Source organism: Streptomyces sp. NPDC001663 (assembly GCF_042893105.1).
Lineage (GTDB): Bacteria > Actinomycetota > Actinomycetes > Streptomycetales > Streptomycetaceae > Streptomyces.
This window is the reverse complement of record NZ_JBIAUR010000015.1, coordinates 197,559-220,553: the sequence shown is the minus strand read 5'-3', so window position 1 is coordinate 220,553 and position 22,995 is coordinate 197,559. Positions and strand designations below refer to the sequence as shown.

The 22,995-nt window shown below is 70.8% G+C and carries 25 protein-coding genes; 12 read left to right on the top strand and 13 right to left on the bottom strand.

The features are described from left to right. Positions 1-8 precede the first annotated feature (8 nt). The 4 genes from ACFY1L_RS40090 to ACFY1L_RS40075 all read left to right on the top strand — a co-directional run bounded on the left by ACFY1L_RS40090 (position 9) and on the right by ACFY1L_RS40075 (position 4,004). A complete protein-coding gene (locus ACFY1L_RS40090; RefSeq protein ID WP_388836155.1) occupies positions 9-974 on the top strand; it encodes an ABC transporter ATP-binding protein in 966 nt (321 codons plus the stop codon). 2 nt (positions 975-976) lie between these two features. Beyond that, positions 977-1,747, top strand: a complete 771-nt coding sequence (locus ACFY1L_RS40085; RefSeq protein WP_388836152.1) for an ABC transporter permease — start codon at positions 977-979, stop codon at positions 1,745-1,747. 113 nt (positions 1,748-1,860) lie between these two features. Continuing rightward, a complete protein-coding gene (locus tag ACFY1L_RS40080; protein ID WP_388836150.1) occupies positions 1,861-3,132 on the top strand; it encodes an ABC transporter ATP-binding protein in 1,272 nt (423 codons plus the stop codon). Then, on the top strand, positions 3,129-4,004 hold the full coding sequence (locus tag ACFY1L_RS40075; RefSeq protein WP_388836147.1) for an ABC transporter permease: 876 nt from the start codon (positions 3,129-3,131) through the stop codon (positions 4,002-4,004). The genes ACFY1L_RS40080 and ACFY1L_RS40075 overlap by 4 nt, the downstream gene beginning before the upstream one ends. Before the next feature lie 7 nt (positions 4,005-4,011). On the opposite strand, the gene ACFY1L_RS40070 is transcribed toward ACFY1L_RS40075, so the two are convergent. Beyond that, positions 4,012-4,353: an ATP/GTP-binding protein gene (locus ACFY1L_RS40070; protein ID WP_388836144.1), complete on the bottom strand. Its 342-nt coding sequence runs from the start codon at positions 4,351-4,353 to the stop codon at positions 4,012-4,014. Positions 4,354-4,574: 221 nt separating this feature from the next. Here ACFY1L_RS40070 and ACFY1L_RS40065 point away from each other — a divergent pair, with 221 nt between their 5' ends. Beyond that, complete coding sequence (locus tag ACFY1L_RS40065; protein ID WP_388836141.1) at positions 4,575-5,603, top strand: LLM class flavin-dependent oxidoreductase; 1,029 nt, start codon at positions 4,575-4,577, stop codon at positions 5,601-5,603. A gap of 100 nt (positions 5,604-5,703) precedes the next feature. Here ACFY1L_RS40065 and ACFY1L_RS40060 read toward each other — a convergent pair whose 3' ends face one another. Beyond that, a complete protein-coding gene (locus tag ACFY1L_RS40060; RefSeq protein WP_059192310.1) occupies positions 5,704-6,096 on the bottom strand; it encodes an SCO5389 family protein in 393 nt (130 codons plus the stop codon). 255 nt (positions 6,097-6,351) lie between these two features. Here ACFY1L_RS40060 and nucS point away from each other — a divergent pair, with 255 nt between their 5' ends. After that, entirely contained in the window at positions 6,352-7,023 is a 672-nt protein-coding gene (gene nucS, locus ACFY1L_RS40055; RefSeq protein ID WP_388836138.1) for an endonuclease NucS, read from the top strand. 77 nt (positions 7,024-7,100) lie between these two features. Here the strand turns inward: nucS and ACFY1L_RS40050 are convergent, their stop codons facing one another. From ACFY1L_RS40050 to ACFY1L_RS40035, 4 genes are all read right to left on the bottom strand, one after another. Beyond that, positions 7,101-9,629: an ATP-binding protein gene (locus ACFY1L_RS40050; protein ID WP_388836135.1), complete on the bottom strand. Its 2,529-nt coding sequence runs from the start codon at positions 9,627-9,629 to the stop codon at positions 7,101-7,103. A 259-nt stretch (positions 9,630-9,888) separates the two neighbouring features. Further along, positions 9,889-10,212 (bottom strand): STAS domain-containing protein, encoded by a 324-nt coding sequence (locus tag ACFY1L_RS40045; protein ID WP_123997713.1) that lies wholly within the window; start codon positions 10,210-10,212, stop codon positions 9,889-9,891. Between the two features lie 169 nt (positions 10,213-10,381). Then, positions 10,382-11,230 (bottom strand): 3-hydroxyacyl-CoA dehydrogenase family protein, encoded by an 849-nt coding sequence (locus ACFY1L_RS40040; RefSeq protein ID WP_388836131.1) that lies wholly within the window; start codon positions 11,228-11,230, stop codon positions 10,382-10,384. 137 nt (positions 11,231-11,367) lie between these two features. Then, complete coding sequence (locus ACFY1L_RS40035) at positions 11,368-12,009, bottom strand: TetR/AcrR family transcriptional regulator (protein ID WP_388836128.1); 642 nt, start codon at positions 12,007-12,009, stop codon at positions 11,368-11,370. An 81-nt stretch (positions 12,010-12,090) separates the two neighbouring features. Between ACFY1L_RS40035 and ACFY1L_RS40030 the strand changes: the two genes are divergently transcribed. Genes ACFY1L_RS40030 through ACFY1L_RS40020 form a run of 3 tightly spaced genes read left to right on the top strand, consistent with a single transcriptional unit; the run spans position 12,091 to position 14,234 of the window. After that, positions 12,091-12,876: an ABC transporter ATP-binding protein gene (locus ACFY1L_RS40030; protein WP_388836125.1), complete on the top strand. Its 786-nt coding sequence runs from the start codon at positions 12,091-12,093 to the stop codon at positions 12,874-12,876. A 7-nt stretch (positions 12,877-12,883) separates the two neighbouring features. After that, positions 12,884-13,633: an ABC transporter permease gene (locus ACFY1L_RS40025; protein ID WP_388836122.1), complete on the top strand. Its 750-nt coding sequence runs from the start codon at positions 12,884-12,886 to the stop codon at positions 13,631-13,633. Positions 13,634-13,646: 13 nt separating this feature from the next. Further along, positions 13,647-14,234 carry a cob(I)yrinic acid a,c-diamide adenosyltransferase gene (locus ACFY1L_RS40020; RefSeq protein ID WP_388836119.1) on the top strand — a complete coding sequence of 196 codons (588 nt, stop codon included), beginning with the start codon at positions 13,647-13,649 and terminating at the stop codon, positions 14,232-14,234. Here the strand turns inward: ACFY1L_RS40020 and ACFY1L_RS40015 are convergent. Genes ACFY1L_RS40015 through ACFY1L_RS39995 form a run of 5 tightly spaced genes read right to left on the bottom strand, consistent with a single transcriptional unit; the run spans position 14,231 to position 17,633 of the window. Continuing rightward, positions 14,231-14,425 carry a hypothetical protein gene (locus ACFY1L_RS40015; RefSeq protein WP_388836116.1) on the bottom strand — a complete coding sequence of 65 codons (195 nt, stop codon included), beginning with the start codon at positions 14,423-14,425 and terminating at the stop codon, positions 14,231-14,233. The two genes, ACFY1L_RS40020 and ACFY1L_RS40015, sit on opposite strands and share 4 nt — an antisense overlap. Then, a complete protein-coding gene (locus tag ACFY1L_RS40010) occupies positions 14,425-14,832 on the bottom strand; it encodes a hypothetical protein (protein ID WP_388836113.1) in 408 nt (135 codons plus the stop codon). Before ACFY1L_RS40010 ends, ACFY1L_RS40015 begins: the two co-directional genes overlap by 1 nt. 54 nt (positions 14,833-14,886) lie before the next feature. Then, positions 14,887-16,350: an ATP-binding protein gene (locus ACFY1L_RS40005; RefSeq protein WP_388836110.1), complete on the bottom strand. Its 1,464-nt coding sequence runs from the start codon at positions 16,348-16,350 to the stop codon at positions 14,887-14,889. Beyond that, complete coding sequence (locus ACFY1L_RS40000; RefSeq protein ID WP_388836107.1) at positions 16,347-17,042, bottom strand: response regulator transcription factor; 696 nt, start codon at positions 17,040-17,042, stop codon at positions 16,347-16,349. Before ACFY1L_RS40000 ends, ACFY1L_RS40005 begins: the two co-directional genes overlap by 4 nt. Before the next feature lie 12 nt (positions 17,043-17,054). After that, positions 17,055-17,633: a hypothetical protein gene (locus ACFY1L_RS39995; protein WP_388836104.1), complete on the bottom strand. Its 579-nt coding sequence runs from the start codon at positions 17,631-17,633 to the stop codon at positions 17,055-17,057. A 152-nt stretch (positions 17,634-17,785) separates the two neighbouring features. Between ACFY1L_RS39995 and ACFY1L_RS39990 the strand changes: the two genes are divergently transcribed. The 3 genes from ACFY1L_RS39990 (at position 17,786) to ACFY1L_RS39980 (ending at position 21,571) form a co-directional block, all read left to right on the top strand. Then, complete coding sequence (locus tag ACFY1L_RS39990) at positions 17,786-18,958, top strand: sensor histidine kinase (RefSeq protein ID WP_388836101.1); 1,173 nt, start codon at positions 17,786-17,788, stop codon at positions 18,956-18,958. Further along, entirely contained in the window at positions 18,955-19,596 is a 642-nt protein-coding gene (locus ACFY1L_RS39985; RefSeq protein ID WP_388836097.1) for a response regulator, read from the top strand. Before ACFY1L_RS39990 ends, ACFY1L_RS39985 begins: the two co-directional genes overlap by 4 nt. A gap of 148 nt (positions 19,597-19,744) precedes the next feature. Next, positions 19,745-21,571, top strand: a complete 1,827-nt coding sequence (locus tag ACFY1L_RS39980; RefSeq protein ID WP_388836094.1) for a glycosyl hydrolase family 18 protein — start codon at positions 19,745-19,747, stop codon at positions 21,569-21,571. 356 nt (positions 21,572-21,927) lie between these two features. Here ACFY1L_RS39980 and ACFY1L_RS39975 read toward each other — a convergent pair whose 3' ends face one another. Next, on the bottom strand, positions 21,928-22,374 hold the full coding sequence (locus ACFY1L_RS39975) for a DUF2550 domain-containing protein (RefSeq protein WP_388836091.1): 447 nt from the start codon (positions 22,372-22,374) through the stop codon (positions 21,928-21,930). Positions 22,375-22,516: 142 nt separating this feature from the next. Continuing rightward, entirely contained in the window at positions 22,517-22,891 is a 375-nt protein-coding gene (locus ACFY1L_RS39970) for a F0F1 ATP synthase subunit epsilon (RefSeq protein ID WP_232026824.1), read from the bottom strand. Between the last annotated feature and the right edge of the window lie 104 nt (positions 22,892-22,995).

The following is a 22,995-nucleotide window of genomic DNA, read 5'->3' as shown; positions in this document are numbered from 1 at the left end:
GTGGCCGCATGATCGAGCTCGAGGGGCTGACCAAGCGGTACGGCGAAAAGGTGGCGGTCAACAACCTCACCTTCGCCGTCAGACCCGGCATCGTCACCGGCTTCCTCGGGCCGAACGGCGCCGGCAAGTCGACGACGATGCGGATGATGCTCGGGCTCGACCGCCCCACCGCGGGCGACGTCCGCATCGACGGCAAGCACTACGACCATCTCAAGGACCCCCTGAAGTACATCGGCGCCCTGCTGGACGCCAAGGCCATGCACGGCGGCCGCAGCGCCTTCAACCACCTGCTCTGTCTGGCGCAGAGCAACGGCATCCCGAAGAGCAGGGTGGCCGAGGTCCTCGACACCGTGGGACTCACGGCGGTCGCGAAGAAGAAGGCCAAGGGGTTCTCGCTCGGCATGGGACAGCGGCTCGGCATCGCGGGCGCGCTGCTCGGCGACCCGCGGATCCTGATGTTCGACGAGCCGGTCAACGGCCTCGACCCGGAGGGCATCCACTGGATCCGCAACCTGATGAAGGCGCTCGCCGCCCAGGGCCGTACGGTCTTCGTCTCCTCCCATCTGATGAGCGAGATGGCGCTGACCGCCGACCACCTGGTCGTCATCGGCCAGGGCCGGCTCCTCGCGGACACCTCGATGTCCGGCTTCATCGAGCAGAACTCGCGGTCCTACGTCCGTGTCCGCACCCCGCAGCGCGAGCGGCTGCTCGACGTGCTGCACGAGGCCGGGGTCACCGTCGTCGAGTCCGGCAGCGGGACGCTGGAGGTGGACGGCGGCAAGGCCGAGCACATCGGCGAGCTGGCCGCGCTGCACCAGATCGTGCTGCACGAGCTGAGCCCCCAACAGGCCTCCCTGGAGGAGGCGTTCATGCAGCTGACCGCGGAGTCGGTGGAGTACCACGCGCACTCCGACACACCCCACGACCCGCCCCCCGTGCGGCCGCAGTGGGGCGACGACTGGAACAGGAGCTGAGCATGGCGGCGATCCAGGTCGTACGGTCCGAGTGGACCAAGATCCGGTCGGTGGCCTCGACGGTGTGGACGCTCTCGCTCGCCGTGGTCGTCACGATCGCCCTCGGCATGCTGATCTCGGCGCTGTCGCGGCACGAGTTCGACAACATGAGCGCCAAGGACCGGCTCTCCTTCGACCCGACGTTCATCAGCTTCGCGGGCATGAGCCTCGGGCAGCTGGCGATGATCGTGTTCGGAGTGCTGGTGGTGTCCAACGAGTACAGCACCGGCATGATCCGCACCTCGCTGGCCGCCGTGCCGCAGCGCGGCACCTTCCTGTTCAGCAAGATCGCCGTCGCGACCGGCCTCGCGCTGGTCGTCGGCATGGCCACGAGCTTCGTCGCCTTCTTCCTCGGGCAGGCGATGCTCGGCTCGCACCGGGCGTCGATCGGCGACCAGCACGTGCTGCGCGCCGTGATCGGCGGCGGCATCTACATGACCCTCATCGCGGTGTTCTCGATGGGCGTCGCCGCGATGCTTCGCTCGCCGATGCTGTCGCTGGGCATCCTGATGCCGTTCTTCTTCCTGATCTCCAACATCCTCGGCAACGTCGACGCGACGAAGAAGATCGGCCGGTTCCTGCCCGACCAGGCCGGCAGCAAGATCATGCAGGTGGTCCCGCGCATCGACGACGACACCCCGTACGGCCCCTGGGGCGGCCTCGGCATCATGGTGCTGTGGGCACTCGCCGCGCTGCTCGGGGGGTACGTGTTGCTGAAGAAGCGGGATGCATGAGCGGGGGCAGACCTTTTACCTGCTCTTGAGCGGAACCGTCAGCGCTTCGATACCCTCCTAACCCTTACGGGGGCGTGTGCCCTGCTGTCCTGACCTTTCGATGGGTGCGGAGCATGATCGAGGCTGTCGGCCTGACCAAGCGCTACGGCGACAAGACCGCCGTCTACAACCTTTCCTTCCAGGTGCGGCCCGGTGCCGTCACCGGCTTCCTCGGACCCAACGGCTCCGGCAAGTCGACGACGATGCGGATGATCCTCGGCCTGGACAACCCCACCGCGGGTCATGTGACGATCGGTGGCTACCCCTACCCCAAGCTGCCGAACGCCCCCCGCCAGGTGGGCGCACTGCTCGACGCCAAGGCCGTGCACGGCGGCCGCTCGGCCCGCAGCCACCTGCTGTGCCTGGCGCAGCTGTCCGGCATCCCGGCCCGCCGGGTCGACGAGGTGCTGGGCGTGGTCGGACTGCAGGAAGTGGCCAGGAAGCGCTCCAAGGGCTTCTCCCTCGGCATGGGCCAGCGCCTGGGCATCGCCGCCGCGCTCCTCGGTGACCCCCAGGTGCTGCTGTTCGACGAGCCGGTCAACGGCCTCGACCCCGAGGGCATCCTCTGGGTCCGCAACCTGATGAAGGCGCTCGCCGCGGAGGGCCGTACGGTCTTCGTCTCCTCGCACCTGATGAGCGAGATGGCCCTGACCGCCGACCACCTCATCGTCATCGGTCGCGGACAGCTCCTCGCCGACATGAGCGTGAAGGACTTCATCTCGGCGAACTCCGCCGACTTCGCACGCGTCCGTACGCCCGACACGGAGCCGCAGCTGCGCGAGAAGCTGACGTCCGCGCTGACCGAGGCCGGCGGGCACGTGCTGCCCGAGCAGGACGGCGCCCTGCGCGTCACGGGACTGCCCCTCCCCCGCATCAGCGACATCGCGCACGACTCCGACGTACGCCTGTGGGAGCTGTCTCCGCACCAGGCCTCGCTGGAGGAGGCGTACATGCGGATGACGCAGGGTGCCGTCGACTACCGCTCGACCATCGACCAGAAGGAAGGGCTCATGCAGCCGCTTCCGCCCGGTGCCCAGCCCCCGATGCCGGTGCCCGGTCAGGGCCAGCCGGGCTGGTACGCCCCGCCGCCGCCCCAGCAGGGCGGCCAGCCCTTCGCGATGCCGCAGGCGCAGCCGGGTCCCTACGGCGGCGCCGTGCAGCCCCCGGCGGGCCCGTACGGCGCTCCGGGCGCCCCCGGCGCGGGTGAGCCCAACCCGTACGCCGGGTCGGCGCCCCAGGCGCCCCAGGGACCGCCTCCGGCCCAGCCCGCCGCGCCTGCCGCGTCCGCGCAGCCGCCCGCCTCCGCCGCCCCCGCCGACCTGACCAAGCCCGAGGACGCCCGATGAGCACGCCCCAGCCCCCGATGCCGCAGGCCGCCGCCCCCAACTGGCAGGCGGCGGCGCCCGGTTCGCCACAGGCCGGCTACACCTCGCCGATCCCCGTCGTACGCACGCACCTCGGGCACGCGATCGCCTCGGAGTGGACGAAGATCAGGTCGGTGCGCTCCACGATGTGGACGCTCGGCGTGTTCGTGCTCCTCGTCATCGGCATCGGGCTGCTGACCGCCGCGCTGATCGCCGCCAACGAGTCCGACGCGGGCCTGGCGGGCGAGAACCCGCTGTCCTTCGGTGTGTTCGGGCTGCTCCTCGGCAGCATCTGCATCATCACGCTCGGCGTGCTGACCACCGCCTCCGAGTACGGCACCGGCATGATCCGCACCACGATGACCGCCTGCCCGTCCCGGGCCCGCGTGCTGACGGCGAAGGCGATCGTGTTCTTCGCGGTGGCGTTCACCGTCACGTTCGTGTCGGTGCTCCTCGTGGCCCTCGCGGACGTGGCCATGCTGGACACCGCCAGGGACCCGTCCGGCAGTGAGTGGCTCAAGGGCACGGTCGGCATCTCGCTCTACATCGCGCTGCTCGGACTGCTCTCGCTCGTCATCGGCTCGATCATCCGGCACTCGGCGGGCGCGATCACCATCATGATCGGCGTCGTGCTGGCCCCGCTGGTGATCGCGCTGTTCATGTTCTCGGAGGCGCTGGAGGGCGTGCGCCAGGCCCTGTTCGAGTACTCGATCCCGAACCAGCTCAGCGTCTTCTACTCCAACTCCCTCAGCGACTCCGGCCCGACGGGCTGGGACCCGCTGTGGATCGCCATCGGCGTCACGGCCGCCGTGTTCGCCGGCGCGGTCGCCCTGCTGCAGCAGCGCGACGTGTAACCGGGCCTCAGAACTTCGGCGCGTTCCGGGACCGCTGCACCCTCGTGGTGCGGCGGTCCTTCGCGTTCCAGCACGCCTTGTGCCAGTGCCGGCGGTCGTCGACGCCCGAGTGCTCCGGCCAGGCCACGACGTGCGGCACACCGGAGGGGATCATCTGGTCGCAGCCCGGGCAGCGGTACGTCTTGCCCTGCGCGCTCGCACCCGCGACGTGCCGGACGTTCCAGTCCTCGCCCTGCCAGTTCTCGGTGGACTGCCAGCCGCCGTAGCGGCCCGGCCGGTCGTCCTCGGCGCTCCGGCCGGACGAGCCCGACGGATCAGCTCCCTTGGGTCGGTTGCGACGCGGGGACACAGGACACCTCACGGGGCTATACAGGAAGCACGGATCGTGTCCAGCCTACGGGGCGCGGACGGGGGTACGCGTAGAGCACCGGCCGTCGCCGGCCCCGCCGCGACCGCCCATTCTGCAGACAATCCGCAAATCTCTTCGCCAGGCCGTGTCCTCGGCACGTGTCAGACGGTTATGCCGGGTGGGGGAGCTCCGCGTCGGAGCCAAGGAAGCAGGAAAAGCACATGCGCGTAGGAAGTTTCGTGTTGGCGGCCCAGTTCCCGGGGCAGGGCCAGGGGGAGGCGCTGCACCGCGCGGTCCGCTCGGCCGAAATCGCCGAGGAGGCCGGCCTGGACTCGGTCTGGCTGGCCGAGCACCACTTCGTGCCGTACGGAACATGCCCGTCGGCGATCACCCTCGCGGCCTTACTGCTCGGCCGCACCCAGCGCCTGAGGGTCGGCACGGCGGTCACCGTGCTGCCCACCGCCCACCCGGTCTCGGTAGGCGAGCAGGCCGCGCTGCTGCACATCACGTCCGGCGGGCGCTTCTCGCTCGGCGTGGGGCGCGGCGGGCCGTGGGTCGACCTGGAGGTGTTCGGCTCGGGCATCAAGGCGTACGAGGAGGGGTTCCCGGAATCGCTCGATCTGCTGCTGCGCTGGCTGCGCGAGCCGTCGGTCGCGGCCGCGGGCGAGCGCTTCGCCTTCCGTGAAGTCCCCGTCGTACCAAGGCCGTCGGAGTCCCTGTCGGAGGCGCCGGGTCCCGAGGTCGTCGTCGCGTGCACCTCGCCGTCGAGTGTGCGGACGGCCGCCGAGCGCGGGCTGCCGATGCTCCTCGGGATGCATGTCGGGGACGAGGAGAAGGCCGAGATGGTCGCCCTGTGGCGGCAGTCGGCGCGCGCGGCCGGGCATCCGTCGGAGCAGGTGCTCCAGGCGGGTCATGTCTCGGCCGGAGTCTGCCAGATCGCGGACCGGCGTACGGACGCGGTGGAGGCGCTGACGAAGGCGATGCCGGGCTGGCTGAGGCAGGGGCTCGACGCGCATGTCACCGTGGACGGCCGGACCCGGCAGATGCGCGACCCGCTGGCGTACACCGAACTGCTCTGCGGGCTGCACCCGGTGGGCACCCCGCGGCTGTGCGCCGACCGGCTCGCGGCGACCAGCGAGCGCACCGGCATCTCCCGCTTCGCCCTGCTGGTGGAGGGCTCGGGAGACCTGGCGGCCACCGAGGAGAACGTACGGCGCCTGGGCGCCGAAGTGCTCCCGCACCTCGCCTGAAAAGGAGACCGAACCTCAACTGCCCTGTCCGGCACGGAGCTTGCCGCCCCAGTACTCAAACACCTCCCGCGTACGGAGCGGCAAGCAAGCGGCGTGCCGCTCAGCAGTCCCGGAACTCCGGGGACTGGTTGAGCAGCTGACTGCGGACCGAGGTGAAGCGGGCCAGCGTCTCGTCGACCGAGGCGTCCAGCGGGAACACCGCCACCCGGTGGCAGTTCTGGAAGGCCAGCCGTACGCCGAAGTGCCTTTGCAGCGCGCCGCGTATCGCGTCACTCGCGAGCGCACGCAGCAGCTGACCGCGTGCCTGCTCGTCCGGCGGGGGCGTCTGGTTGTCGGCGAACGCTCCGCCGTCGACCTTCAGCTGAGCCACCAGGGAGCTGATCATCTCCCATGCGTAGGGCAGGGAGGTCCGGACGCAGTCGACGAATTCTGCTTCGTCGACCTCGCCTCGCTCGGCCTTTTCGAGTAGGGCCGGTGAGACGTCGAGCGACATGGGTACTCCTCTCGCACCCCCGTGGTCGACAGGGGTTGCCGGACAGATAAGGGAGTTCGCGAACCGGATACGGTGTGTACACGTCTCGCGACCTCCCGTTTACTACGGTAAGCAACGGACGGTGACGGCACCAGGAGAATGCGTACATGAGGGGCCCTCTTTGGGCACACAATCGGCCACAAATGAACAAGGGTTGACCCGGGTTTTCTGGGGCGAATCGCGTGCACCCACACCCGTCGAGTAGCGTTGCCGACCATGCGTCTCGTCATTGCCCGATGCTCCGTCGACTACGCGGGCCGGCTCACCGCCCATCTCCCCTCGGCGCCCCGCCTGATCCTGGTGAAGGCGGACGGGAGTGTGTCGATCCACGCGGACGACCGCGCCTACAAGCCCCTGAACTGGATGTCCCCGCCCTGCACACTGAAGGAGGGTGCCGGCGAGGAGGAAGGCGTCTGGACCGTCGTCAACAAGGCGGGCGAGAAGCTGATCATCACGATGGAGGAGGTCCTCCACGATTCCTCGCACGAACTCGGCGTGGATCCGGGCCTGATCAAGGACGGCGTGGAAGCACACCTTCAGGAGCTCCTCGCCGACCGCATCGAGACCCTCGGCGACGGCTACACACTCATCCGCCGCGAGTACATGACCGCCATCGGCCCCGTCGACATCCTCTGCCGTGACGCCGAAGGACAGACGGTCGCGATCGAGATCAAGAGGCGCGGTGAGATCGACGGCGTGGAGCAGCTCACCCGCTACCTGGAGCTGTTGAACCGCGACCCCCATCTCGCCCCGGTCCGCGGCATCTTCGCGGCCCAGGAGATCAAGCCCCAGGCCCGCGTCCTCGCCACGGACCGCGGCATCGGCTGCACCGTGCTGGACTACGACGCCCTGCGCGGCATCGAGGACGACAAGCTGCGGCTGTTCTGAGCGGCAGTACAGGCGGTTCTACGACGAAGAGGGCCGGGTCCGTTCGACGGACCCGGCCCTCTTGTGTGCGCTCGGCCTCACATCACCGCGCTGGAGCTGCTGCTGTCCGGCGCGCTCGCCGAAGTGCTCGCCGGGGCGCTGGTGACCGGGGCGGAGGACGTGATCGGCGCGCTCGCCGAGTCCGAGGTCGACGGGGTCGTCGACGGCGGGTCGGTCGGCGTGGTCTCCGTCGGCGTCGGAGTCGGCGTCGGGGACGAGGACGTCGGAGGCGTCGTCGGCGGCTTCGTCGTAGGACTCGTCGACGGCGGCTTCGTCGTCGGCGACTTCGTGGGCGAGCTGGTCGAACCGCCGCCCGTGCCCTTGGTGCCGCTCGGGTCGTCCGACGGCTCGCCCGTACCGGAGGACGGCGGGGTCGGGTCGTCGGAGGTGCCGTACGTGCCGTCGGGGCCCGGGTCGGTCGGGCGGCTGGTCGCGGTGCCCGTGTCGCCCTTGCCGTTGTCGCTCTTCGGCTTGTCGGCGCCCAGGCTGCCGTCGTCGGCGCCCTGGCTGGCGGACGGGTTGACGCCCACATTGTCGGACGGGTTGTTGGCGTCGTTGTTGGACGTCGCGCCGAGCGTCACCACCGTGCCGAGCACGGCCACGAGCAGCGCGCCCGCGCCGGCCGCGACGAGGTTGCGCCGGGCGAGGCCGCGGATGCCGGCCCGGTGCGCCTTGGGCGGCGGGCCGGACGGGGCACGGTTCACGACGATGGTGGCGGTGTCACCGGACGACGGCTGGAGCGGCGGGAAGGCCGCGGGCACACCGCCCGGCGGCGACTGCGACTCCTCGTAGCGCGCGTCCGGCACCTCCTCGCCCGCGGTCGAGCCGAGCCCCGGCGTGGTGCCGGTGCGGTCGGCGAGCAGGGCGAGGGCGCGGCGGCCGGCCACACCCCCACGCTTGTCGGCGGTCGCGCCCCGCAGGCCGACGGACGTCTCCAGCTCGGTACGGGCCCGGTCGAACTGTCCGCCGCAGAGCGCGAGGATGCCCAACTCATGGTGGAAATAGGCCTGTTCCGACACCTCACCGGCGAGCCGGGCGGCCTCGGAACCGGATCGCAGGGCCCGCTCCCAGGCGCTCCAGTGCAGCCCCGCGGCGAACGCGGGCGCCGCCGTGCGGGCCAGCTGCACGGTGACGCTCTCCTCGCCCTCGGCCGGCGCGGTCGTGCCCGGCACCAGGAGACCGAGCGCGGCGAGCAGGGCGTCGGCCTCCGCGCACACCCGCTCCGGGGTGACCGACGGATGTCCGGCCCACCAGGCGTAGTGCTGGGCGGCGGTCAGGGCCCGGGGCCCGATGTCGTCGCCGTACCCGGCGGCCTCCAGCTGGGTGAGCACCCCGGCCGCAAGTCGGTAGCGGGAGCCGACCGGCGAGACCAGTCCGCAGGCGGCCAGTTCACCGAGGGCGGCGTCCGCGTGGGTGTCGCCGACCAGCGCGGGCAGATGCGCCTGGTGCGGCACCTCGCCGCCGAGCGCGACGGCGAACCGCAGCGTGGCGCGCGCCGAGGCGCTCAGCCGGGAGGCGAGCAGCGGCGCGGGCGCGGCGGCCTCGCCGAGCGAGGGCAGCGGTACGTCGTTGCCGTCCTCGGCGCCGAACGGCATGTCGAAGGGCGCGTCGACGGGCAGCGCGTCCTGGAAGACGCCGAACTCGTCGACCGCGTCGGTGCCGGCCCGCTGCTGGTCGCGCTGGCGCAGCAGGGCGCCGGCCTGGACGAAGCGCAGCGGCAGGCCCTCGGACTCGAACCAGAGGTCGCCGGCCCAGTTGGCCTCCTCCTCGGTGAGGACACGGCCGACGACGCGCTCGATGAGGTCCACGCCGCCCGCGCGGTCGAGGCCGCCGAGGAAGACCTCCTCGATGGCGGAGTCGGCGGAGGGCGCGGGCACGTCGGGCGTCGCGCCGATCACGAAGGCGCACTCGGGCGTCGCGTCCAGCAGCTCGTCCAGCCCGGCGCCGCCGAACTCGATGTCGTCAAGGACGACGACGGCGCCGATGTCCCGGACGTACTGGAGCAGTTCGTCCCGTTCCGGGCGGTGCAGGGGCGCGTTGTAGACGGCGTAGAAGAGGTCGTGGAGCAGGTCGTCGGTGGTGCGGTGGAAGCCGCTGAGGCGGACGACACCGTCGGGGGCGAGGTCCCCGCAGTCCTCGGCGACGAGGTCGAGGAGGGCGGTGCGGCCGGAGCCCGCTGGGCCGGTGAGGCGCACGGAACGGCCGCGGGCCAGCAGCCGGACCAGGCGCTCGCGCTCGTCCTGGCGCTCCAGGAGCGGCAGCGACGGCCGGGCCTGGCCGGGCGGGACCGGCGGCTTGGCCGCGCGGTCCGTCTCGGCGCGCTCGGCGGCCGTGAGCTTCTCGGGACGCCTCGGGCGTTCGCCCGGCGGGCAGGCCTCTATCTCGCTGCCGTCGACGGGGTTGACGGTCAGCAGGTAGTCGCCCGTGACGAGTTGCACCGTGCGCGCGAGCGCGGGCGAGTGCTGACCGAAGTCGGGTGTGAGGGGATCCCTGGGCGGGCGCTGACGCGGCGCTGTGCCGTCGCCGTCATGGCCGTACTCCTCGGGTCCCCGGTTGTTCGGGTCCATAGGTTCAAGCCCCCCAAAAGCGCTCGTGTGCCGATACAGCCCCTCCCGGCCTTGCCGCACACTTCGCTGTCGCTTCTGGTCCGGTGCCCGCTCGAGGGTGGTTCTGGGTGGCGGGCGACCGAACCCTAAACCTTCGCACAGTATCTACGACAGGCCGGGGTACCGCGCCGACCGAGACGTCACAGTCTCATGAGGATTGCGCGCGTCGTGTGTTTCGCGACCGGAACGTGCGACTGCCCCGCCCCATCCGCGCCGGTGGTCACACGCGGGGCAGTGACTCCACCCCGATGCCCCCCTCGATCGCCAGGATCCGGTGCAGCCGGGTGGCCACCAGCAGGCGCTGCATCTGCGGCGGAACGTCGCGCAGCACCAGGCGCCGGCCGCAGCGGCCGGCCCGCCGGTGGACGCCCATGATCACCCCGAGTCCGGTGGCGTCCCAGGAGTCCAGTTCGGACAGGTCGAGCACCAGGTCGCCGACTCCGTCGTCGACGGCCGAGTGCAGGACCGTACGGGCGTCCGCCGCGCTGCGGACGTCGAGGCGGCCCCCGACGACCAGCTCGGCGTGGTCGCCCCTGATGTGCATATGCGCTCCCCGTGAGTGCGGTGGCGTACTCCGTGACGGTGGCTGTGCAACGTCTGACTGCTTCAGCGGCAACGAGGTTGCCGTCTGTAAGCGAACCGATACCGAATTCACCCGAGGGGGTGAAACCCCTGGGAACTGTGCGGTTTCAGTGACTGTACGTACCGATCTTTCAGTACGTGTAGAAGCCCTGCCCGCTCTTGCGTCCGATGTCACCGGCGTCAACCATCCGGCGCATCAGCTCCGGCGGCGCGAACTTCTCGTCCTGCGACTCGGTGTAGATGTTGCTGGTGGCGTGCAGCAGGATGTCGACGCCGGTCAGGTCCGCCGTGGCCAGCGGGCCCATCGCGTGGCCGAAGCCCAGCTTGCAGGCGAGGTCGATGTCCTCGGCGGTCGCGACGCCCGACTCGTAGAGCTTGGTGGCCTCGACGACGAGCGCCGAGATGAGACGGGTCGTCACGAAGCCTGCGACGTCGCGGTTGACGACGATGCAGGTCTTGCCCACGGACTCGGCGAACTCCCGCGCGGTGGCGAGGGTTTCGTCGCTCGTCTTGTACCCGCGGACCAGCTCGACGAGCTGCATCATCGGCACCGGCGAGAAGAAGTGGACGCCGACGACGCGCTCGGGGCGCTCGGTGGCCGCCGCGATCTTGGTGATCGGGATCGCGGAGGTGTTGGAGGCGAGCACGGTGTCCTCGCGCACGATCTTGTCGAGCGTGCGGAAGATCTCGTGCTTGACCTCGAGCTTCTCGAAGACCGCCTCGACGACGATGTCCGCGTCCGCGGCGGCGTCCAGGTCGGTGGTCGCGGTGATGCGGCCGAGGGCGGCGTCGGCGTCGTGCGCCTCCAGCTTCCCCTTGCTCACGAACTTGTCGTACGAGGCCTTGATACCGTCGGTGCCACGCTTCAGCGCTTCGTCGGTGACGTCACGAAGGACGACGTCCCAGCCCGCCTGAGCGGAGACCTGGGCGATCCCGGAACCCATCAAGCCGGCGCCGATGACGGCAAGCTTCCGTGCCACTGTTACGACTCCCCTTTGAAACGCCTTACACCCTGTTTACGTTGCCTCTTCGGCGGACCTTAGCGCTCGTGAGGTGCTGTGTGACCGGTAAGTAATGCGCGTCACGTCTCATCTGACGGACATCACACCGGCTCGGGTCATTCGGCCCCTCGGACGGCGTAGTTGAGCACCTTCTCGCTCAACAGGTCCTCGATGTCGTCGAGGAGGACGAGTACCTCTCGTGACACTTCGCGCGGATTGTTCCCCTTGACCATCTCACGGCCGATGACGCCCATCACGGTGCTGTGCACCCAGCCGAGCTGACCGGCGATCAGGTGCGGCATCGGGTCGTCGGCATCGGCGCCGCCCTCCTCCCGCAGGACCTCCTCGAGGTTGGCCTGAACCTCCTGCGCGATCGCCCACAGCCGGGAGCGCAGCGCGGGCGCGTCCTCGATGACCCGCATGAACCTGGCGTAGCCGGGGATCAGCCCGACGCGCGGCGAGACCGCCTCGACCTCCTCGCGCAACTCCCGCAGCACCGCCGCCGCGGCCGACTCCCCCTTGTTCCGGCCGCGCACCCAGCGGCCCATCCGCTCGACGAGCCCGGCGGAGCGGTCGAAGAAGAGGTCCTCCTTCGCCGGGAAGTAGTTGTAGACGGTGTTGACGGAGACGTTCGCGGCGTCGGCGATCTCCGCGACGGTCACCGCGTCGAAGCCCCGCTCCACGAACAGGCCCGTGGCGACGTCCGAGATGTACTGCCGGGTCTGCCGCTTCTTCCGCTCCCTGAGCCCCTCTGCCATGACCGAATCCTAACTTTCGCTGGGTCCACTGAAAACTTGGAGTCATTGCAAAATTTCAGGGACTCTGTTTTTCTGGACGGCATGCCACCAGTCATCAGCGCGGCCGCACTGGCCCGCACCTTCCAGACCAAACGCGGCCCGGTCGAGGCGGTCCGCGGCATCGACCTCACCGTCCGCGAGGGCGAGATCCTCGGCTTCCTGGGCCCGAACGGCGCCGGGAAGACCACCACCCTGCGGATGCTCACGACGCTGCTCGCACCGACCGGGGGCACGGCCTCGGTCGCCGGCTGCGATCTGACGACCGATCCGGTGGGAGTACGGCGGGCCTGCGGATACGTGGCCCAGTCGGGCGGCGTCGACCCTCAGGTCTCCGTACGGGAGGAACTCGTCACCCAGGGCCGCATGTACCGCCTGACCAAGGACCAAGCAGCCGCGCGGGCCGAGCAGTTGGCCCGCGACCTGGGCTTCGCCGACCTCCTCGACCGCAGGGCGGGCGCGCTCTCCGGCGGACAGCGCCGCCGCCTCGACATCGCGATGGCGCTCACCCACCGGCCGAAGGTCCTGTTCCTCGACGAGCCGACGACCGGTCTCGACCCCGGCAGCCGCGCCGACCTGTGGGACCTGATCCGCGGCCTGCGCGACGAGCACGGCACGACGGTCTTCCTGACCACCCACTACCTGGACGAGGCCGACGCCCTCGCCGACCGCCTGGTGATCGTCGACAAGGGCGTGGTCGTGGCGGAGGGCACGCCGAGCGCGCTGAAACTGCGGCACGGCGGCTCGATCGACGCCTCGCTCCAGGACACGTTCCTCGCGATCACCGGCCGGGGCCCCGCTCCGGCCGACGCCGCCCCCGTAGCCGTATAGGAATCCGATGCTTCTTCACGACACGGCCCTCATCTACGGCCGCTACCTCCGCCAGTCCCTCCGCTCCCGCTTCGCGCTGCTCTTCGGCCTGCTGATGCCGCTGCTCTATCTCCTCTTCTTCGGCCCGCTGCTGACAGGCCTGCCGCTGGGCGGGCGGGGCAGTTCCTGGCAGGTGCTGGTGCCGGGGCTGCTGCTTCAACTCGGGTTGTTCGGGGCCTCGTTCGCGGGGTTCTCGATCATCATCGAGAAGAGCCAGGGGGTGCTGGAACGGATGCGGGTGACCCCCGTCAGCCGGCTGGCCCTGCTCCTCGGCCGCGTTCTGCGCGACGCCACGGTCTTCGTCTTCCAGGCGGTGCTGCTGGTGCTGGCGGCGGTGGCGATGGGGCTGCGCGCACCTCTCGCCGGGGTCCTGATCGGCTTCGCGTTCGTCGGTCTGCTCACGGTTTCGCTGGGCTCGCTGTCGTACGCCACGGCGATGAAGGTCCACACGCCGCAGGAGTTCGGGCCGCTGGTCAATGCCATGACCATGCCGTCGATGCTGCTGTCGGGCCTGATGCTCCCCATGGCCCTGGCGCCGGCCTGGCTGGACGTGCTCTCGCACTTCATGCCGTTCCGCTATCTGGTGGACGCGGTGCGGGACGCCTACGTCGGCTCGTATGCGACGGATCACATGGTGTACGGGGTGCTCGTCGCCCTGGGCTTCGCCATGCTCGCCGTGACAGTGGGCACACGTGTGTTCCGGACGGCCGGGGCGTAACTACGCTGGTCACATGGTCAATCTGACGCGCATCTACACCAGGACCGGCGACCAGGGCACCACCGCCCTCGGCGACATGAGCCGGGTCGCCAAGACCGATCTGCGGATCTCCGCGTACGCCGACGCCAACGAGGCGAACGCGGCGATCGGCACGGCGATCGCGCTGGGCGGGCTCGACGAGGAGATCGTCGCGGTCCTCACCCGCGTACAGAACGACCTGTTCGACGTGGGTGCGGACCTGTCGACGCCGGTGGTGGAGAAGCCGGAGTTCCCGCCCCTCAGGGTCGAGCAGTTCTACGTCGACAAGCTGGAGGCGGACTGCGACCGCTTCAACGAGCGGCTGGAGAAGCTGCGCTCCTTCATCCTGCCGGGCGGCACTCCGGGCGCGGCCCTGCTGCACCAGGCCTGCACGGTCGTACGACGGGCCGAGCGGTCCACGTGGGCGGCGCTGGAGGTGCACGGTGCCCAAGGAAAAGAGGGCAGCATGAATCCCCTCACCGCGACCTACCTGAACCGCCTGTCGGACCTCCTGTTCATCCTGGCCCGCACCGCCAACAAGGACGTCGGGGACGTGCTGTGGGTGCCGGGCGGAGAGCGCTAGCGCTTCGCGTCCTGGGCCGCGTCCCTGTCCGCCTGCGCGAGCGCGGACTCGGCCGCGGCCACCTTCTTCTGCATCTCCGGGTAACCGGAGGGGGTGGCCGGCGCCTTCTCCGCCGTACCGCCCTCGTGGGTGCAGCCCGCGGTGAGTGCCGCGAGGACGACGAGCGCGGCGGCCGTGCTTCTCAGGTGCATCAGCTCGCGCCCTCGTTGTTGTCCTTGCACCAGGTCCGGACGTCCGCGAGGTCCTTCTGCCGCTGCTGCAACGTCGTCAGCAGGGACTTGCGGAAGGTCAGCCGGTCCTGGAGATACGTGGCGATCTCGTCGTGGCCGGCCGACTTCGCGTTGTCGACGCGCTGCTGGAGCCGGGCGATCGAACCGCGCTTGTCGGCACCGGCGTTCAGCCGCTTCAGGGCGCGGTCGATGCGGTGGTCGATCTTCGGCGCCCGCTTGCAGAGCGCCTTCGCACCATCACCCGTCGGCGTGGCGGCGGGCGCGGGTGTGGTCGTGCTGTCGGCCGACGCCGCGCCCGTGCCGGTCGTCAGCAGTGCCGCCGCGGCCAGCCCCACGAGGAGGGTGCGCCGCCTTCGTCGTACGTACATCTTGAGCCTCCGTTCCGCGGACGGCCCCCTTCGTCCGTCCGCACGCCGTGGAGGCTAGGGAGCGTCTTTGGGGAAACTCTGTGACCGGTTTGTCCCGGCTGTGCCGATCAGCCAGTCGCGGTGGACGGGCAGGGTGCCGGCGGCCCTCGGCAGCCGCACCTCGAAACGGGTGCCGACGCCGGCCGGGCTGTTGGCGACCGTGACCGTGCCCTGGTGGAGCGCCGTCTGCTGGGCGACCAGCGTCAGGCCGAGACCGGAGCCCGAGCTGCCGGATCCGCGTGCGAACCGCTCGAAGATCCGGCCGCGTTCCCCGAGCGGCACGCCCGGTCCGCGGTCGTCGACGGTGATCACGACCTGCTCGTCCGCTCCCCGCACCCCGACTTCCACACCCGCCCGGCCGTCCTTGTCCCGGCCATGGGCGAGCGCGTTGGCCAGCAGGTTGTCGAGGAGGAGCCGCAGACCGGGTTCCCAGCCGTGGACGGTGAGCCCCGGCGCCGCGGCCAGGGTGATCCGGGCGTCGGGCGCGCGGCGGCGGGCCTCGGCGACCGCCGCGTCGGCGACCTCGGCGAGGTCCACCGTCCGCAGCGCCTCCGCCTCGACCAGGTCCCCACGCCCCAGCTCCCGCAGCATCACCAACAGGCCGAGCAGCCGGGCGTGTTCATGGCGCAGGTCGGTGAGGACCTCGGTGCGGTCGGGCTCGGGGAGGTCGGGGTGGGCGGCGAGGATGTCGAGGTTGGTGCCCATGCTCATCAGCGGGGTGCGCAGTTCGTGCGAGGCGGCCGCGGAGAAGGAGCGGGCCGTGTCCAGGGCCTCCGCGGTGCGGGCGGCCTGTTCGTCGTAGCGGGCCAGGACCGTGCGCAGGGTGACGGCCAGTTCGTCGACCTCGGTGACCCCGCTCGGCTCCTCGGGCAGCCGGGCCGAGCTGGTGCGCGGGTCGAGTCCGGCGGTACGGCGGCCCAGGCGCCGCAGGGGGCCGCTCGCACCGGTGGCGACACCCCACGCGAGCAGGCCGGCCAGGGGTGCCGCGAGCAGGGAGGTCACCGCCACGCGGCGCCGTACGAGCCGGAGTTGGGCCTGGTCGGCGGCGTTGGGCGAGAAGACCCACAGGGTGCCCGAGCCGCGGGCGGTGGTGATCGGCACGGACAGCGCACGCCAGCTGGTGCCGCCGTCCCGGACGGTGACCGGGGTCGTCGCCCGCGCGGGCAGCGGCACCGAGGCGTCCGGCTGCGGGCCGCCGCTGAAGCTGCCGTCGGGTCCTATGACGCGGACGCCGACGTCGAGGGCGGCGCTGTAGAGCTGACGCTCGCGATTGTCGGCGGCCTTGGGTCGGTTGTTGGCGCTGGCCCTCAGGAGAGCACGGGCGTCCTGGGCGACGGCGCTGGCCCGGGCCCGCAGATGGTCGTCCTCGGCGCTGTGCAGATCGCGGTTGACCAGCTGGAGCAGCAGCCAGCCGGAGGCCAGCACGAGCAGCGGCACGGTGACGCCGACGGCGAGCCCGATGCGCGTCGAGAGCCTCATGGTTCTTCCCTGAGTACGAAGCCCACCCCGCGCACGGTGTGGACCAGCCGTGGCCGCCCGTCCGCCTCCAGCTTGCGCCGCAGATAGCTGACGAACGTGTCGACGGCGTCGGTGCGCACGTCGAAGTCGTAGCCCCACACCCGTTCCAGCAGCTGGTCGCGGGTGAGGACCAACCCGGCGTTGCGGGCGAGGACTTCGAGGAGTTCGAACTCGCGCCGGGTCAGCTCCAGCGGGTGGCCGTCCCGCTCGGCGGTGCGGGCCGCCGGGTCGATCACCAGGCCCGCCACCCGCAGCACCTCCCGGCCGGAGGGCGGCCGGCGGCGCAGCAGGGCGCGCAGCCGCAGCACCAGTTCCTGCAGCGCGAACGGCTTGACCAGGTAGTCGTCGCCACCCGCCTGGAGCCCGGCGATGCGGTCGGCGGTCTCGTCGAGCGCCGAGAGCATCAGGACGGGGAGGTCCCGGCCGTCGTCGCGGAGCCGTTCGCAGACCTCGATGCCGCTCATGCCGGGCATCGACACGTCGAGGACGAGCACGTCCGGTGGCGCTTCTCGAATCACCGCGAGCGCCTCACGGCCGCCCTGAGCCGTGCGCACCCGGAAGCCGCTCAGCCGCAGCCCGCGTTCCAGCGACCGCCGGATCGCCGCGTCGTCGTCGACGACCAGTACCGCCCCGGGACCACCCGTCTCGCCCATGCGCCCCTCCCCTCAGCGTCTGGTCAGAGTACGGTCCTCCTCCGGGCGGGCGGCAGCAGTCGCCGGACGCTTCTTCGGCCAGATCAGATACGTCAGCGCGATCAGCCCGTGGATGACCAGGGCCCTGAGCGCCGCCCACTGGAAGGCCCGCAGGGACGAGGTGTCGCCGTCGCCGACGTACCGGATCGCGGCCTGGAGCAGCGCGGAGGCGACGGCCGCGGCGATGACGGTACGCAGCCACAGCCGGCCCTCGTGCCGGGCCCGGGCCAGCCCGTGGCGAGGTGGCCCCACGGGCTTCGGCGCGCCGGTCAGCCGATGTGCCGCGTGCCCGTCGAGCCACCGGATCGTGTAGGGGCCGTAGGCGACGGTGAAGCCGATGTAGAGCGCCGCGAGGCCGTGTTCCCAGCCCGGCTGCGCGCCGTTCTTCAGGTCGACCGCCGTCACCACGAAGAGCACGAGCTCCAGCAACGGCTCGCACAGCAGCAGCGCCACGCTGGTGCGGCGCCACCTCAGCAGATAGCGGACGGCCAGGCCGGCGGCCAGCAGCACCCAGAAGCCGACCTCGCAGGCGACGATCAGCGCGACGATCACGGCACACTCCCTTCCCTCGTCCTCCCAGGCTCCCGGTGGGGTGCGCCGCTTTCGTCGTCGGCGGTGACGAGGTCGCCCTACATCGAAAGATGCAGTTCCGAACCCTTCCCGGGGATCAGGCGGGCGGCGTGCGGGCCGTGTTGGATGGAGTCATGGCCCTGCGACTCCCCCGCCCGCACCGCTTCGACGTGTACGTCGCGGTCGGCGGGCTGCTCGGCGGCCTGCTGCTGGTGGGCCTGGGCCTCGGCACCCGGCAGTCCGACGACCCGATCACGCTCTTCGACGGCCCCTGGCCGGTCCTGGTGCCGCTCGGCGTGATGGCCGCCTGCGAGCTGCTGCGCCGCACCGCACCGCGCACGGCCCTGCTGACCGGCACGGCCGCGATCACCGCGGACCTGGTGACCCAGGGCAACGTGGCCACGATCCTGATGTTCACCGACCTCGTCTACGCGGCCGTCCTGTACGGGCCGCCCGCCTCGGCCCGCCGTATCCCGTGGATCACCGGGCTGCTCACGGTCGCCGGAACCCTGGTGCCGTTCGCGGTGTGGCGGGTGCCGGAGGCGCTGCTGATCGGTGTGGTCATCGGCCTCGTGGCGTTCGGCCCCGCGGCCACCGGCTGGATCGTCCGTGACCACCGTGACGCCGCAGCGGCCGCCCGGCTGCGCGCCGAACAGACCGCGCTGCTGGCCGAGATGGACCGCAGCCAGGCGGTCTCCGCCGAACGGGCGCGGATGGCACGGGAGTTGCACGACATGGTCGCCAACCATCTCTCGGCGATCGCCATCCACTCCACCGCCGCGCTGTCGATCGACGACCCGGCCACCTCGAAGGAGGCCCTGTCCGTCATCCGGGAGAACAGCGTGGCCGGCCTCGCCGAGATGCGCCGCCTCATCGGCATCCTGCGGGACGCGGGCGCCGGCAGCGAGCCCGCCGCCGCACCCACCCTCGAGGGCCTCGCCGCCCTCGTCGACGGAGCCCGCGCCAACGGCCTCGACATCAGCCTCGACACCGACCACGGCAAGGTCCCCGCCCCGGTCGAACTCGCCGCCTACCGCATCGTCCAGGAGTCCCTGACCAACGCCCTCAAGCACGCCTGCCCCGGCCGCGTCACCGTCGCGCTCGCACGCCGGGACGGCGTCCTCGACGTCCGGGTGACCAGCCCCTACGGCCATCGGGACGGCCCGCGCGCTCCCGGTTCCGGCGCCGGGCTGGTCGGCATGCGGGAGCGGGCGGGCCTGCTGGGCGGCACGTTCGAGGCGGGACCCGACGGCGCGCTGTGGGCCGTACACGCAACGCTCCCCGTGACGGAAGGAGACCCCGCATGATTCGCGTCCTCGTCGCCGAGGACCAGTCCGCCGTGCGCGCCGGACTCGTCCTCATCCTGCGCAGCGCACCGGACATCGAGGTGGTCGGCGAGGCGGCGGACGGGGAGCAGGCGGTGGCGCTGGCAAGGGAGTTGGGGCCGGACCTGGTCCTGATGGACGTGCAGATGCCGCGCCTGGACGGGGTGTCGGCGACCCGGCAGGTGGTCGAGGAGGGCCTCGCGGACGTCCTCGTCCTCACCACCTTCGACCTCGACGAGTACGTCTTCGGGGCGCTGCGCGCGGGCGCCGCCGGTTTCCTGCTCAAGAACACCGACGCGAAGGACCTGTTGGAGGCGGTACGGACGGTCGCGCGCGGGGAGGGCCTGATCGCTCCGGCGGTCACCCGCCGCCTGATCGCCGAGTTCGCCGCGGGGCCCGTACGGCAGCCGAGCGCCGACCCCGCCGTCCTCGACGCGCTCACCCGGCGCGAGCGCGAGGTGCTGTCGTGCCTCGGCGAGGGTCTGTCCAACGCGGACATCGCCGTCCGGCTCGAGATGGCCGAGGCGACGGTGAAGACCCACGTCAGCCGACTCCTCGGCAAGCTGGAGCTGCGCAGCCGGGTCCAAGCGGCCGTACTGGCACAGGAGTTGGGGATCTAGAAGCCGTCGCATCCGCCGTATACAAGAGTGGTCCAGACCTATTGACCGATGGTCCAGACCTTTCTATTCTCGCGGCACCGTGGGCGTGAAGGCTCAGTCGCGCCCCCACCCCGCTCCTCACGGAGTCTCCTTGAAGAGGAGGCGCAGGATGCGCTTCAGACACAGAGCCGCGGCAGGGTTCGCGACCCTGTTGCTCCCCCTGGCCGGTCTGGTCGGTCTCGCGAGCCCGGCCCAGGCCGCGACGACCGCGACGGCGACGTACGCCAAGACCCAGGACTGGGGCACCGGCTTCGAGGGCAAGTGGACGGTGAAGAACACCGGCACCACGGCCATCAGCTCCTGGACGATCGCGTGGGACTTCCCCTCCGGTACGTCCGTCACCTCGGCCTGGGACGCGGACGTCACGTCCTCCGGGACTCACTGGACCGCCAAGAACAAGTCCTACAACGGCTCCATAGCGCCGGGTGCCTCCGTCTCGTTCGGCTTCAACGGCGCCGGCTCCGGCTCCCCCTCCAACTGCAAGCTGAACGGCGACAGTTGCGACGGGACCACCGTCCCCGGCGACGCGGCACCCTCCGCGCCGGGCACCCCCACCGCCTCCTCCGTCACCGACACCTCGGTGAAGCTCGCCTGGAGCGCGGCCACCGACGACAAGGGCATCAAGAACTACGACGTCCTGCGCGACGGCAAGGTCGTCTCGACCGTCACCACCACGAGCTACACGGACACCGGCCTGACCGCCGGCACCGACTACTCGTACACCGTCCAGGCCCGTGACACCGCCGACCAGACCGGCCCGGTCAGCGGCGCGGTCGCCGTGCACACCACCGGCGGCACGACCGACCCGCCGCCGACCACCGGCGGCAAGGTCAAGCTCGGGTACTTCACCGAGTGGGGCATCTACGGCCGCAACTACAACGTCAAGAACCTGGTGACGTCCGGCTCCGCGGCGAAGATCACGCACATCAACTACGCCTTCGGCAACGTCACCAACGGCCAGTGCGCGATCGGCGACTCCTACGCCGACTACGACAAGGCGTTCACCGCCGACCAGTCGGTGAGCGGTGTGGCCGACACCTGGGACCAGCCGCTGCGCGGCAACTTCAACCAGCTGCGCGAGCTGAAGGCCAAGTACCCGAACATCAAGGTCCTCTGGTCCTTCGGCGGCTGGACCTGGTCCGGCGGCTTCGCCCAGGCCGCGGCCAACCCGGCCGCCTTCGCCCAGTCCTGCTACAACCTGGTCGAGGACCCGCGCTGGGCCGACGTGTTCGACGGCATCGACATCGACTGGGAGTACCCGAACGCCTGCGGTCTGTCCTGCGACAGCAGCGGCGCGGCGGCGTACAAGAACCTGATGTCCGCGCTGCGCGCCAAGTTCGGCTCGAACAACCTGGTCACCGCGGCGGTCACCGCGGACGGCTCCTCCGGCGGCAAGATCGAGGCCGCCGACTACGCGGGCGCCGCACAGTACGTCGACTGGTACAACGTGATGACGTACGACTTCTTCGGCGCCTGGGACGCCCAGGGCCCGACCGCCCCGCACTCCCCGCTGACCTCGTACTCCGGCATCCCGAAGGCGGGCTTCACCACGGCCGACGCGATCGCCAAGTACAAGTCGATCGGCGTCCCCGCGAGCAAGCTGCTCCTCGGCATCGGCTTCTACGGCCGCGGCTGGACCGGCGTCACCCAGGACGCCCCGGGCGGCACGGCCACGGGCGCGGCGGCCGGCACCTACGAGCAGGGCATCGAGGACTACAAGGTCCTCAAGACGTCCTGCCCGGTCACCGGCACCGTCGCGGGCACGGCCTACGCACACTGCGGCAGCAACTGGTGGTCCTACGACACCCCGACGACGATCGCCGGAAAGATGACCTGGGCCAAGTCCCAGGGCCTCGGCGGCGCGTTCTTCTGGGAGTTCAGCGGCGACACGAGCAACGGAGAGCTGGTGAGCGCGATCAACAGCGGGCTGAGCTGACGGCCTTGTCATCAACCGGGGGCGCGCGGTGTATGCCGCGCGCCCCCGGCGTGCGCGCCAGGGGCCGTTCGGCCCTTCCGGCCGGGCCGCTCGGCCCGTAGGACAGATCCCCTGACCTGGGACAATCGATATCTCAACCAGTAAGCGGAATGCCTTGTTCAGGGGGAAGAAATGAATCGGGGGGCAGCAATGAAGCGGAGGCGCAGCAGGTCCGGTGCGGCGGTCGATCGGCCGCGCAAGTCCAGGGTGGCGTCCGTCGGGGTGTTCACGGGGACGACGGTCGCGGCCTTACTGGCCACCTGGCCGGTGAACGTGACGGTGTCACTCGCGCCGGAACCCCATACCGTCGCCGTCTGTCAGGCCACGTTGACGCGCTGACCGGGGGGAGCCGCCTCCAGCCACGCCAGGAAACCGGTCAGCGCGTCGTCGCTCATGGCGAGTTCGAGACGCGTACCCCGGTGGAGGCAGGTGAGGACCACGGCGTCGGAGAGGAGCGCCAGTTCCTCCTCGCCCTCGGGGAGGCGGCGGCCGGCGACCTCGATCGCGGCGCGCTCCAGAACGCGGCGGGGGCGGTAGGCGTAGGAGAAGACGCGGTACCACTCGATGCGGTCGCCGTTGTAGCGGGCTACGCCGTAGCTCCAGCCTTTGCCGGAGGTGTCCGGTTTCTCCGGGACGTCCCAGCGCAGGGAACAGTCGAAGGTGCCCCCGGAGCGCTGGATCAGTCTGCGGCGCAGGCCGAAGACGAACAGCCCCACCACCACCAGGGCCACGACGATTCCGCACACAGTCAGAGCGAGGACCATCGACACCGACCTCCTCGTCTCCTAGGTACCGAAAATAGGTAACGGAACGGAAAAAACATCCAAATCTGCCTCAGCCGCGGTCGGCTCCGGATTGCTCCGGTGCCGGCCGCGGCTGAGAGACGTCATCACACGGTGCGCTCGATCAGCGCCCCGTCGCCGCACGCAGTCGAACGTCCGCACGGCGCTCGGCAGAGGCGTCGCCCTCCGCCTTCGCGCGCTCCAGCTCGCGCTCCGCGCGCTGGACGTCGATCTCGTCCGACAGCTCGGCGATCTCGGCCAGCAGCGACAGCTTGTTGTCCGCGAACGAGATGAAACCGCCGTGCACCGCAGCGACGACCGTTCCACCATCACTCGTACGGATGGTCACCGGGCCCGACTCCAGCACACCGAGCAGCGGCTGGTGACCGGGCATGACGCCGATGTCGCCGGACGTGGTGCGCGCGACGACCAGGGTGGCCTCGCCGGACCAGACCTCTCGGTCGGCCGCGACCAGCGCGACGTGCAGCTCAGCAGCCAAGGTGGCTCCTCGGGTCACCACCCGGCGGTTCGGCCGGGTGTTGGTTACAAGTCTAGTGGGCGTGGAAGAGGGGGCGGGACGAGCCCCGCCCCCTCACACGAACT

Excerpts from the sequence above, each read along its gene's own strand:
- ACFY1L_RS40090 (WP_388836155.1), top strand. The coding sequence starts at position 9 with ATGATCGAGCTCGAGGGGCTGACCAAGCGGTACGGCGAAAAGGTGGCG.
- ACFY1L_RS40085 (WP_388836152.1), top strand. The coding sequence starts at position 977 with ATGGCGGCGATCCAGGTCGTACGGTCCGAGTGGACCAAGATCCGGTCG.
- ACFY1L_RS40080 (WP_388836150.1), top strand. The coding sequence starts at position 1,861 with ATGATCGAGGCTGTCGGCCTGACCAAGCGCTACGGCGACAAGACCGCC.
- ACFY1L_RS40075 (WP_388836147.1), top strand. The coding sequence starts at position 3,129 with ATGAGCACGCCCCAGCCCCCGATGCCGCAGGCCGCCGCCCCCAACTGG.
- ACFY1L_RS40065 (WP_388836141.1), top strand. The coding sequence starts at position 4,575 with ATGCGCGTAGGAAGTTTCGTGTTGGCGGCCCAGTTCCCGGGGCAGGGC.
- ACFY1L_RS40060 (WP_059192310.1), bottom strand. The coding sequence starts at position 6,096 with ATGTCGCTCGACGTCTCACCGGCCCTACTCGAAAAGGCCGAGCGAGGC.
- nucS (WP_388836138.1), top strand. The coding sequence starts at position 6,352 with ATGCGTCTCGTCATTGCCCGATGCTCCGTCGACTACGCGGGCCGGCTC.
- ACFY1L_RS40050 (WP_388836135.1), bottom strand. The coding sequence starts at position 9,629 with ATGGACCCGAACAACCGGGGACCCGAGGAGTACGGCCATGACGGCGAC.
- ACFY1L_RS40045 (WP_123997713.1), bottom strand. The coding sequence starts at position 10,212 with ATGCACATCAGGGGCGACCACGCCGAGCTGGTCGTCGGGGGCCGCCTC.
- ACFY1L_RS40035 (WP_388836128.1), bottom strand. The coding sequence starts at position 12,009 with ATGGCAGAGGGGCTCAGGGAGCGGAAGAAGCGGCAGACCCGGCAGTAC.
- ACFY1L_RS40030 (WP_388836125.1), top strand. The coding sequence starts at position 12,091 with ATGCCACCAGTCATCAGCGCGGCCGCACTGGCCCGCACCTTCCAGACC.
- ACFY1L_RS40025 (WP_388836122.1), top strand. The coding sequence starts at position 12,884 with ATGCTTCTTCACGACACGGCCCTCATCTACGGCCGCTACCTCCGCCAG.
- ACFY1L_RS40020 (WP_388836119.1), top strand. The coding sequence starts at position 13,647 with ATGGTCAATCTGACGCGCATCTACACCAGGACCGGCGACCAGGGCACC.
- ACFY1L_RS40015 (WP_388836116.1), bottom strand. The coding sequence starts at position 14,425 with ATGCACCTGAGAAGCACGGCCGCCGCGCTCGTCGTCCTCGCGGCACTC.
- ACFY1L_RS40010 (WP_388836113.1), bottom strand. The coding sequence starts at position 14,832 with ATGTACGTACGACGAAGGCGGCGCACCCTCCTCGTGGGGCTGGCCGCG.
- ACFY1L_RS40005 (WP_388836110.1), bottom strand. The coding sequence starts at position 16,350 with ATGAGGCTCTCGACGCGCATCGGGCTCGCCGTCGGCGTCACCGTGCCG.
- ACFY1L_RS40000 (WP_388836107.1), bottom strand. The coding sequence starts at position 17,042 with ATGGGCGAGACGGGTGGTCCCGGGGCGGTACTGGTCGTCGACGACGAC.
- ACFY1L_RS39990 (WP_388836101.1), top strand. The coding sequence starts at position 17,786 with ATGGCCCTGCGACTCCCCCGCCCGCACCGCTTCGACGTGTACGTCGCG.
- ACFY1L_RS39985 (WP_388836097.1), top strand. The coding sequence starts at position 18,955 with ATGATTCGCGTCCTCGTCGCCGAGGACCAGTCCGCCGTGCGCGCCGGA.
- ACFY1L_RS39980 (WP_388836094.1), top strand. The coding sequence starts at position 19,745 with ATGCGCTTCAGACACAGAGCCGCGGCAGGGTTCGCGACCCTGTTGCTC.
- ACFY1L_RS39975 (WP_388836091.1), bottom strand. The coding sequence starts at position 22,374 with ATGGTCCTCGCTCTGACTGTGTGCGGAATCGTCGTGGCCCTGGTGGTG.